Raw genomic sequence first — 9268 nt, forward strand, 5'->3', positions numbered from 1 at the left:
CCCGCGTCCCGGTCGCGCCCTCTGGCTGATGCTGGCCTCGGTGGCGCTGTTCTCGCTGATGGATGCCGGGCTGAAGACGCTGTCCGCCCACTACCCGCCGTTCCAGGTGGCGGCGCTGCGCGGCGCCTCGTCGCTGCCGCTGGTGCTGGCCTGGGCGCTGGCCACCGCCGGTCCGCGCGCGCTGCTGCGGGTACGCTGGCCGCTGCACCTGCTGCGCGGCGCGCTGGGCATCGCGATGATGGCGAGCTTCGTGTACGCGCTGAAGACGCTGCCATTGTCCACGGCCTATTCGATCGTCTTCGTCGCGCCGCTGCTGATCACCGCGCTCTCTGTGCCGTTTCTCGGCGAACGGGTCGGGCCGCGGCGCTGGACGGCGATCGCCATCGGCCTGCTCGGCGTGCTGGTGGTGCTGCGGCCGACCGGGCAGGGCATGCTGACCGTGGCCGGGCTGGCGGTGCTGGTGGCGGCCACCGGCTATGCGGTGTCGGCGATCACCGTGCGGGTGCTGGCCCGCACCGACAGCACCCAGGCCATCACGTTCTGGCTGCTGGCGCTGCTGGCGCTGGGGGCGGGCGCGTTGGCGCTGCCCGACTGGGTGGCGCTGCGCCGCGAGCATGTCTGGATCGTGGCTGCGATCGGCGTGGCCGGCGCGCTGGGCCAGTATGCGATCACGGAAGCGTTCCGGGTCGGCGAGGCCTCGCTGATCGCGCCGCTGGAATACACCGCGCTGGTCTGGGGCGTGGGCCTCGACCTGCTGCTCTGGGGCGTGCTGCCGGATGGCATGACCTGGGCCGGTGCCGGCATCATCGTGGCCAGCGGGCTGTACCTGCTGCGGCGCGAGCGGGTGCACGCGGAGGCCGAACATCCGTGATTCTGCCGGGGGTGAAACCCGTGGTTTTGGCGGGTGCATCCCATTGTTCGCACGCAGTTGGGGATTTTCTAAAAAATACCCGGATAAATTTAGAGAATTGCTGCGCTGCGATTTGTGGCGGGCGCGGCGATATGTTCCCATGGCGTCTTTCCCCACGAGCGGAGTTCCGGCCATGGCCGAGCTGAAGGAAGCGCGCGTCCCTGATATCGGCGGGCACGGTGACGTGCCGGTCATCGAACTGCTGGTCAAGCCCGGCGACACCGTGGCCAAGGACCAGGGTCTGGTCACGCTGGAGTCCGACAAGGCGACCATGGAGGTGCCATCGCCGTTCGCTGGAGTGGTCAAAGAGGTCAAGGTGAAGCTGGGCGACGCCGTGTCCGAGGGCACGGTGGTGGCAGTGATCGAGAGCGACGATGCGGCGCACGCCGAGCCGGTGCCCGCCCCGCCGGTGGCCAGCGCGGAAACCGGCGCCAAAGTCGAGCCGACCGCGGTGGCGCCGGTGCCCGATCGGCTGGCCCAGCAATCCGTCGCGCAGGCGCCGGCCGCGGTGGAGAGCGGTGCGCCGGTGCCGGCCCTGGCCCCGGTGGCGGAGCCCGGCCAGCCCGGCATTCCGCCGATGCGCTTCGAGGCCGATGCGGTGCTGCCGGCCAAGGTGCCTTATGCCAGCCCGGCGGTGCGCCTGTTCGCGCGCGAGCTGGGCGTGGATCTCGACCAGGTGGCCGGTAGCGAGCGCGGCGGCCGCATCTCGAAGGAGGACGTGCAGAAATTCGTGAAGTCTGCGCTGGCCGGCGGCGGAGTCGCGCCGGTGGCGGCCGCAGGCGGTGGCAGCGGGCTCAACCTCATCCCGTGGCCGAAGGTGGACTTCGCCAAGTTCGGCGCCATCGAAACCAGGCCGCTCTCGCGCATCCAGAAGATTTCCGGCGCCAACCTCGCGCGCAACTGGGCGATGATCCCGCACGTCACCCAGCACGACGATGCCGACATCACCGAGCTGGAGGCGCTGCGCGTTGCGCTGAACGAGGAGAACGCCAAGGCCATCGCCGCCGGCAAGGCCGGCAAGCTCACGATGCTCGCCTTCCTGATCAAGGCCTGCGTGGCGGCGCTGCAGAAGTTCCCGACCTTCAACGCCTCGCTGGACGGCGACAACCTTGTCCTCAAGCAGTACTTCCACATCGGCTTCGCCGCCGATACCCCGAATGGGCTGGTGGTGCCGGTGCTGCGCGATGCCGACCAGAAGGGCGTGGCCCAGATCGCGAAGGAAATGGGAGAGCTGGCGGCGCTGGCGCGCGACGGCAAGCTCAAGCCGGAGCAGATGCAGGGCGGCTGCTTCACCATCAGCTCGCTGGGCGGCATCGGTGGCACCGCGTTCACGCCGATCATCAACGCGCCGGAAGTGGCCATCCTCGGCGTGTCCAAATCGGAGATGAAGCCGGTCTGGAACGGAGAGAAGTTCAAGCCGCGGCTGATGCTGCCGCTGTCGCTGAGCTACGACCACCGGGTGATCGACGGCGCCGCCGCCGCCCGCTTCACCACCTACCTGGGACAGCTGCTGGCCGACCTGCGTCGGGCCATGCTCTGAAGGAGACCGACATGGCGGACATCGAATCGAAAGTGCCCGACATCGGCGGCCACGGCGAAGTGCCGGTGATCGAGATCCTGGTCGCGGTGGGCGACACCGTGAAGAAGGACCAGGGCCTGGTCACGCTGGAGTCCGACAAGGCCACCATGGAGGTGCCCGCGGCCGCCGACGGCGTCATCAAGGCGCTGAAGGTGAAGCTGGGCGATACCGTGTCGGAAGGCAGCGTGATTGCGGTCATCGAGGGCGCGGCGGGCGAAAGCGCGCCGAAACCGCCCGCGCCCGCGCCAGCGAAGGCCGAGGCGCCGGCACCGGCGCCGGCGCCAGTTGCGAAGGCGGAGCCGGCAACGCCTGCACCGCAAGCCGCCACATCGTCCGGCCGCAAGGCCGACATCGAGTGCGCGATGGTGGTGATCGGCGCCGGCCCGGGCGGCTACACCGCCGCGTTCCGCAGCGCCGACCTCGGCCTCGACACCGTGCTGGTCGAGCGTTACGCCACGCTCGGCGGCGTCTGCCTCAACGTCGGCTGCATCCCGTCGAAGGCGCTGCTGCATGCCGCCGACGTGATCGAGCAGGCCGCGCACGCCAGCGACTACGGCGTGGATTTCGGCAAGCCCAAGATCAGCATCGACAAGCTGCGCGAATACAAGGACAAGGTCGTCGGCCAGCTCACCAAGGGCCTGGCCGGCATGGCCAAGCAGCGCAAGGTGCGAACGGTGCAGGGCGTGGCGAAGTTCGTCTCGGCGAACGAGCTGGAGATCGCCGCGGCGGACGGCACCACCCAGCTGCTGCGCTTCGGCCACTGCATCATCGCCGCGGGTTCGCAGCCGGTGAAGCTGCCGTCGTTCCCGTGGAATGACGCGCGGATCATGGATTCCACCGATGCGCTCAACCTCGCCGAGGTGCCGAAGAAGCTGCTGGTCGTCGGCGGCGGCATCATCGGGCTGGAGATGGCCACGGTGTATCGCGCGCTGGGTGCGGACGTGACCGTGGTCGAGTTCATGCCGCAGTTGATCCCCGGCGCGGACGCGGACCTGGTCAAGCCGCTGGCCGACCGCCTCAAGAAGCAGGGCGTTGCCATCCACCTCAAGACCAAGGTGGTCGAGGCGAAAGCGCAGAAGAACGGGATCGCCTGCACGTTCGAGGGCGAGTCCATCCCCGAAGCCAAGCTGTTCGACCGCGTGCTGGTGGCGGTGGGGCGCAGCGCCAACGGTGCGAAGCTGGATGCAGACAAGGCTGGCGTGCGTGTCGGCGAGCGCGGGTTGATCCCGGTCGATGCGCAGATGCGCACCAACGTGCCGCACATCTTCGCCATCGGTGATCTGGTCGGCCAGCCGATGCTGGCCCACAAGGCCACGCACGAAGGCAAGCTGGCTGCGGAAGTGGCCGCCGGCGAAAAGAAGGAATGGGTGGCGCGGGTGATCCCGTCGGTGGCCTATACCGACCCGGAAATCGCGTGGGTGGGCGTCACCGAGACCGAAGCGAAGGCCAAGGGCATCAAGGTCGGCGTGGGCAAGTTCCCGTGGGCGGCCTCGGGTCGTGCCATCGGCCTGTCGCGCACGGAGGGCTTCACCAAGCTACTGTTCGACGAAGACACCCACCGCGTGATCGGCGGCGGCATCGTCGGCGTCCACGCGGGCGAGCTGATCTCGGAGATCGCGCTGGCCATTGAGATGGGCTGCGAGGTGCACGACATCGGCCACACCATCCACCCGCACCCCACGCTGGGCGAATCGGTGGGCATGGCGGCCGAGGTCTACGACGGCAGCATCACCGACCTGTACATCCCGAAGAAGAAATAGCCGGCCCCATCCGTCCTGCAGCATCGACAACGGCGCGGGCTCAGATCCGCGCCGTTGTCGTTTCAGGCGGTGAAGGCGTCCTGGGGTGGTAGGTCGTCGCGGGCGCGGCGCGCCTCGATCCGCTTCCACACCTTTTCGTGGAAATGGAACACCACGGTGTTGCAGGCCGGCTCCACCAGCGCCAGCGCGCCGCCGACCAGCCAGCTGCCGGTCATCAGCCAGCCCACCGAGAACGCCACCAGGAAGTGCAGGGCCGCAAAGCTCAAGGTCTTGCGCATGGTCGGCCTCATTAATGAGAATAATTCTCATTATTGATCCAGCGATGCGCCCTCGTCCAGTCGAAGATTGCGATCGCATCCATCGGTCCCGGCACGCGTCCCGCACGGGGAAAGAAAGCCCCGGCCGGGGATGGGGCCGGGGCTTGGGGCGTCCGCACGGGATCTGACGAGGAATTTGCGGACGCTGCAGGTTGTGACAGTGCCGACGCCCGGAAGTTCCGCGGAGGACCCGCACGGCTTCCGGCGGTTGCCGCTGAAAAAGAGCGCCTGCTATAATTCGGCGGCTTCGCAGGACGGTTTTCGCAACCGCCCTCCGATCCCGTGCCGATACCGGCTGATTTTGCAGGAAACGTCCGCGTGCTCAATTCCGTCAACGCGGGCTGGCGGCTGGCGCTGCGGGTGGTGGTCTTCCAGGCCATCGCCACGCTGGCGACAGCGGCGGCCTGCTATATCAGCGGTCCGCGCGCCGCGCTCGCAGCTCTCGCGGGTGGTGGCGCGATGGCGCTGGGCAGCCTGCTGGCGGCCTGGGGTGCTTTCGGTGGTGGGGTGGCAGGTGCCGGCGTGGCGCTGGGGCGCCTGCTGCTGGGCACCGCGGTGAAGTGGCTGGTCGTGGTCGTCGGGCTGTATCTGGCGATGGCGGTGTGGAGATTGCCGGCGGTGCCGGTACTGGCCGGGGCGGCGATGGCCGCGGCGGCTTTCGTGGTTTCGATGAGATTCGTGGCGCAGCGCAGTACGACGAGGACGAACGCGTGATCCTGGAAGCAATGGGCCTGGCCCCAGAGGGCGGCGATACCGGCGGCGGTTTGACCGGCTACATCGTCCACCACCTGACCCACAACACCAAGCAGTTCTCGTTCGGCACGGTCCATATGGACTCGTGGGTGGTGGCGCTTGCGCTGGGCCTGTTGGCCAGCTTCTGGCTGTGGTGGTATGCCCGCAAGGCGACCGCTGGCGTGCCGTCGAAGGGGCAGGCCTTCGTCGAGCTGGTGGTCGAGTTCGTTGACTCCGAGGTGAAGAACACCTTCCACGGAGACCGCCGCTTCATCGCGCCGCTGGCGCTGACCATCTTCGTCTGGGTGGTCTTCATGAACGCGATGGACCTGCTGCCGCTGGACATCCCGGGAGCGGCCGTGCAGGCCGTGGCCGGCGAAGAAGTGGCGCACCACACCTACTTCCGCTGGGTGCCCACTGCCGACATCAACACTACCTTCGGGCTGTCGCTCACCGTCCTGCTGCTGATCATCTTCTACTCGATCAAGGCCAAGGGCGCCGGCGGTTTCACCAAGGAGCTGTTCACCGCGCCGTTCCACGCCGAGGGCACCTTCGCCAAGATCGTGCTGGCGCTTCCGAACCTGTTCCTCAACGTGGTCGAGTACCTGTCCAAGCCGGTCAGCCTGGGCATGCGGTTGTTCGGCAACATGTACGCGGGCGAGCTGGTGTTCATGCTGATCGCCGGCCTGTTCGTGTCGTGGTTCACCTTCCTGCCGGGCATCGTGTTCCAGTCGATGTGGGCGATCTTCCACATCCTGATCATCCTGCTGCAGGCCTACATCTTCATGGTGTTGACCGTCGTCTACCTGGCGATGGCGCACGAGCACCACTGATCCATCGCTGTACCCCGGTTCCGCTCCACCTTCCGTCGTTCCACCTTCAATTCACCGCAAGCACCGCAACTGGAGATCCACCATGGAATTCATCGCCCAAGTCCAGGCCTACACCGCCATCGCCATCGGCATCATCGTCGGCCTGGGTGCCCTCGCCGCCGCCCTCGGCATCGGCATCATGGGCAGCAAGTTCCTCGAATCCGCCGCCCGCCAGCCGGAGCTGGTGCCGATGCTGCAGGGCCGCATGTTCCTGCTCGCCGGCCTGATCGACGCGGCGTTCCTGATCGGCGTGGGCGTGGCGATGATGTTCGCGTTCGCCAACCCGCTGCTGGCCGCCGTGCAGGCTGCCGCCGGCGCCTGATCGCGTCGCGTGGATGAAGGCGCGCGCTGCCTCGGGGCGGCGCGCGCCGGCAACATCGCGCCGCGGCATGTCGCCGCGGCGCAGCCTTGAAGAAAGCCCCGCAGCGCCGGGTCTTCTGAAACGTCAGGTCACGACATGAATCCGAATATCACCCTGCTGGGCCAGATGATCAGCTTCGCGATCCTCATCTGGTTCTCCGTCAAGTTCATCTGGCCGCCGCTGATCAAGGCGATCGAGGAGCGCCAGCAGAAGATCGCCGAAGGCCTGGCCGCCGCCGACAATGCGCAGAAGAACCTCGCGCAGGCCGACGCCAAGGTCGCCGACGAACTGAAGACCGCCCGCGCCAAGGCCAACGAGATCATCGAGCAGGCCCACCAGCGCGCCAACGCCTTGATCGACGCGGCCAAGGCCGATGCGATCGCCGAAGGCGCGCGCCAGAAGGCGCTGGCCGAGGCCGAGATCGAGGCCGCCGCCAACCGCGCCAAGGAAGAGCTGCGCAAGCAGGTATCCCTGCTCGCCGTCAGCGGCGCCGAGAAGCTGCTCAAGCGCGAGATCAACGCCAACGACCAGAAGGCGCTGATCGACGAACTGGCCGCGCAGCTCTGAGGCCCGGACGATGAGCCAGGCCCTGACCCTTGCCCGCCCCTACGCCCGCGCCGCCTTCGCGGTGGCGCGCGAGGCCGGTGCGCTGCCTGCCTGGTCGGATGCGCTCGGCTTCGCCGCCCGCGCCGCCGCCGAGCCGCAGGCAGCCGTGCTGCTGGACAACCCGAAGCTGACCCGCGCCGACGTGGTCGCGCTGCTGGCACCGGACGGTGCGCAGGACGCGTTCCGCAACCTGCTCGGCCTGCTGTTCGACAACCGCCGGCTGCCGCTGCTGCCGGAGATCGCCGGCCTGTTCGACGAGCTGCGCTTCGAAGCCGAGCGCGTGGTGCGCGCGAAGGTCACCTCCGCGGCGACGCTGGGCGACGGCGAGCTGGAAACGATCAAGGCAGCGCTGCGCAAGCGCTTTGGCCGCGAGGTCGAGGTCGAGACGGCGATCGACGAAAGCCTGATCGGCGGTGCGCTGATCGATGCCGGCGACGTCGTGATCGACGGCTCGATCCGGGGCAAGCTCACGCGCCTGCAGTCGGCGCTGTCGAACTAATTCATTTGCATACGCGGGCGGCAACGCCGGCACCAAGGAAACCAAGATGGCCACCACCACGCTCAACCCGTCCGAAATCAGCGAACTGATCAAGACCCGCATCGAGAAGGTCGCGCTCGCCGCCGAAGCCCGCAACGAAGGCACCGTGACCTCGGTGTCCGACGGCATCGTGCGCATCCACGGCTTGGCCGACGTGATGCAGGGCGAAATGATCGAACTGCCGGGCAACACCACCGCGCTGGCGCTGAACCTGGAGCGCGACTCGGTGGGCGCGGTGGTGCTGGGCGACTACGAGCACCTGCGCGAAGGCGACGTGGCCAAGACCACCGGCCAGATCCTGTCGGTCCCGACCGGTCCCGAGCTGCTGGGCCGCGTGGTCAACGCGCTGGGCGAGCCGATCGACGGCAAGGGCCCGATCGACGCCAAGACCCATTCGCCGGTGGAAACCATCGCGCCGGGCGTGATCTGGCGCAAGTCGGTCGACCAGCCGGTGCAGACCGGCTACAAGTCGGTCGACAGCATGATCCCGATCGGCCGCGGCCAGCGCGAGCTGGTCATCGGCGACCGCCAGACCGGCAAGACCGCGCTGGCGATCGACGCGATCATCAACCAGAAGAACTCCGGCATCCGCTGCGTGTACGTGGCGATCGGCCAGAAGAACAGCACCATCGCCAACATCGTGCGCAAGCTCGAGGAGTTCGGCGCGATGGCCTACACCACCGTCGTCGCCGCCTCGGCTTCCGAATCGGCCGCGATGCAGTACATCAGCGCCTACTCGGGCTGCGCGATGGGCGAGTATTTCCGCGACCGCGGCGAAGACGCGCTGATCGTGTACGACGACCTGTCCAAGCAGGCCGTGGCCTACCGCCAGATCTCGCTGCTGCTGCGCCGCCCGCCGGGCCGCGAAGCCTACCCGGGCGACGTGTTCTACCTGCACAGCCGCCTGCTGGAGCGCGCCGCGCGCGTGTCCGAGGACTACGTCGAGAAGTTCACCAACGGCGAGGTGAAGGGCAAGACCGGCTCGCTGACCGCGCTGCCGATCATCGAGACCCAGGCCGGCGACGTGTCGGCGTTCGTGCCGACCAACGTGATCTCGATCACCGACGGCCAGATCTTCCTCGAGACCGACCTGTTCAACGCCGGCATCCGCCCGGCCGTGAACGCCGGCATCTCGGTGTCGCGCGTGGGCGGCGCGGCGCAGACCAAGATCATGAAGAAGCTGTCGGGCGGCATCCGCATCGCGCTGGCGCAGTACCGCGAGCTGGCGGCGTTCGCGCAGTTCGCCTCCGACCTGGACGACGCCACCCGCAAGCAGCTGGAGCGCGGCCAGCGCGTCACCGAGCTGATGAAGCAGAAGCAGTACGCGCCGATGTCGGTCGCGCAGCAGGCGCTGTCGATCTACGCGGTCGACAAGGGCTACCTGGACGACGTGCCGGTGAACAAGGTGCTGGCGTTCGAGGAGGGCCTGCAGGCGCACTTCGCCAACACCGCCGGCGAACTGGTCGCGCAGATCGATGCCACCGGCAACTGGAACGACGACATCGAAGCCGCGTTCAAGAAGGGCATCGAAGAGTTCAAGACGACCGGCAGCTGGTAAGACATTCCGTCACTCCCGCGAAAGCGGGAGTCCAT

10 protein-coding genes are annotated in these 9268 nt (G+C 67.9%); 9 read left to right on the forward strand and 1 reads right to left on the reverse strand.

The window, feature by feature from the left end; all coding sequences use genetic code 11:
* The first annotated feature begins 28 nt into the window (after positions 1–28).
* From SPK54_RS03975 to lpdA, 3 genes are all read left to right on the forward strand, one after another.
* A complete protein-coding gene (locus SPK54_RS03975; RefSeq protein ID WP_330946767.1) occupies positions 29–871 on the forward strand; it encodes a DMT family transporter in 843 nt (280 codons plus the stop codon).
* A gap of 172 nt (positions 872–1043) precedes the next feature.
* Entirely contained in the window at positions 1044–2450 is a 1407-nt protein-coding gene (locus SPK54_RS03980; RefSeq protein WP_330946634.1) for a dihydrolipoyllysine-residue acetyltransferase, read from the forward strand.
* An 11-nt stretch (positions 2451–2461) separates the two neighbouring features.
* Complete coding sequence (lpdA, locus tag SPK54_RS03985) at positions 2462–4249, forward strand: dihydrolipoyl dehydrogenase (RefSeq protein ID WP_330946635.1); 1788 nt, start codon at positions 2462–2464, stop codon at positions 4247–4249.
* A gap of 62 nt (positions 4250–4311) precedes the next feature.
* Here lpdA and SPK54_RS03990 read toward each other — a convergent pair whose 3' ends face one another.
* On the reverse strand, positions 4312–4527 hold the full coding sequence (locus tag SPK54_RS03990; RefSeq protein ID WP_330946636.1) for a DUF2061 domain-containing protein: 216 nt from the start codon (positions 4525–4527) through the stop codon (positions 4312–4314).
* Positions 4528–4884: 357 nt separating this feature from the next.
* On the opposite strand from SPK54_RS03990, the gene SPK54_RS03995 reads away from it, so the two are divergent.
* The 6 genes from SPK54_RS03995 (at position 4885) to atpA (ending at position 9233) form a co-directional block, all read left to right on the forward strand.
* Entirely contained in the window at positions 4885–5280 is a 396-nt protein-coding gene (locus SPK54_RS03995) for an ATP synthase subunit I (protein ID WP_330946637.1), read from the forward strand.
* 11 nt (positions 5281–5291) lie between these two features.
* Positions 5292–6131 (forward strand): F0F1 ATP synthase subunit A, encoded by an 840-nt coding sequence (gene atpB, locus SPK54_RS04000; RefSeq protein WP_330946768.1) that lies wholly within the window; start codon positions 5292–5294, stop codon positions 6129–6131.
* Between the two features lie 82 nt (positions 6132–6213).
* Positions 6214–6492, forward strand: a complete 279-nt coding sequence (atpE, locus tag SPK54_RS04005) for a F0F1 ATP synthase subunit C (RefSeq protein ID WP_028838711.1) — start codon at positions 6214–6216, stop codon at positions 6490–6492.
* A 135-nt stretch (positions 6493–6627) separates the two neighbouring features.
* On the forward strand, positions 6628–7098 hold the full coding sequence (locus tag SPK54_RS04010; protein WP_330946638.1) for a F0F1 ATP synthase subunit B: 471 nt from the start codon (positions 6628–6630) through the stop codon (positions 7096–7098).
* A gap of 10 nt (positions 7099–7108) precedes the next feature.
* Positions 7109–7636: a F0F1 ATP synthase subunit delta gene (locus SPK54_RS04015; protein ID WP_330946639.1), complete on the forward strand. Its 528-nt coding sequence runs from the start codon at positions 7109–7111 to the stop codon at positions 7634–7636.
* Positions 7637–7682: 46 nt separating this feature from the next.
* Positions 7683–9233: a F0F1 ATP synthase subunit alpha gene (atpA, locus tag SPK54_RS04020; protein ID WP_330946640.1), complete on the forward strand. Its 1551-nt coding sequence runs from the start codon at positions 7683–7685 to the stop codon at positions 9231–9233.
* Positions 9234–9268: the final 35 nt, after the last annotated feature.

It is taken from the genome of Thermomonas sp. LB-4 (assembly GCF_036409385.1).
GTDB lineage: Bacteria > Pseudomonadota > Gammaproteobacteria > Xanthomonadales > Xanthomonadaceae > Thermomonas.

Coding starts and splice junctions, on each gene's coding strand:
- atpB (WP_330946768.1), top strand. CDS start 5,292: ATGGGCCTGGCCCCAGAGGGCGGCGATACCGGCGGCGGTTTGACCGGC.
- SPK54_RS03990 (WP_330946636.1), bottom strand. CDS start 4,527: ATGCGCAAGACCTTGAGCTTTGCGGCCCTGCACTTCCTGGTGGCGTTC.
- atpE (WP_028838711.1), top strand. CDS start 6,214: ATGGAATTCATCGCCCAAGTCCAGGCCTACACCGCCATCGCCATCGGC.
- SPK54_RS03975 (WP_330946767.1), top strand. CDS start 29: ATGCTGGCCTCGGTGGCGCTGTTCTCGCTGATGGATGCCGGGCTGAAG.
- atpA (WP_330946640.1), top strand. CDS start 7,683: ATGGCCACCACCACGCTCAACCCGTCCGAAATCAGCGAACTGATCAAG.
- SPK54_RS03980 (WP_330946634.1), top strand. CDS start 1,044: ATGGCCGAGCTGAAGGAAGCGCGCGTCCCTGATATCGGCGGGCACGGT.
- SPK54_RS04010 (WP_330946638.1), top strand. CDS start 6,628: ATGAATCCGAATATCACCCTGCTGGGCCAGATGATCAGCTTCGCGATC.
- lpdA (WP_330946635.1), top strand. CDS start 2,462: ATGGCGGACATCGAATCGAAAGTGCCCGACATCGGCGGCCACGGCGAA.
- SPK54_RS04015 (WP_330946639.1), top strand. CDS start 7,109: ATGAGCCAGGCCCTGACCCTTGCCCGCCCCTACGCCCGCGCCGCCTTC.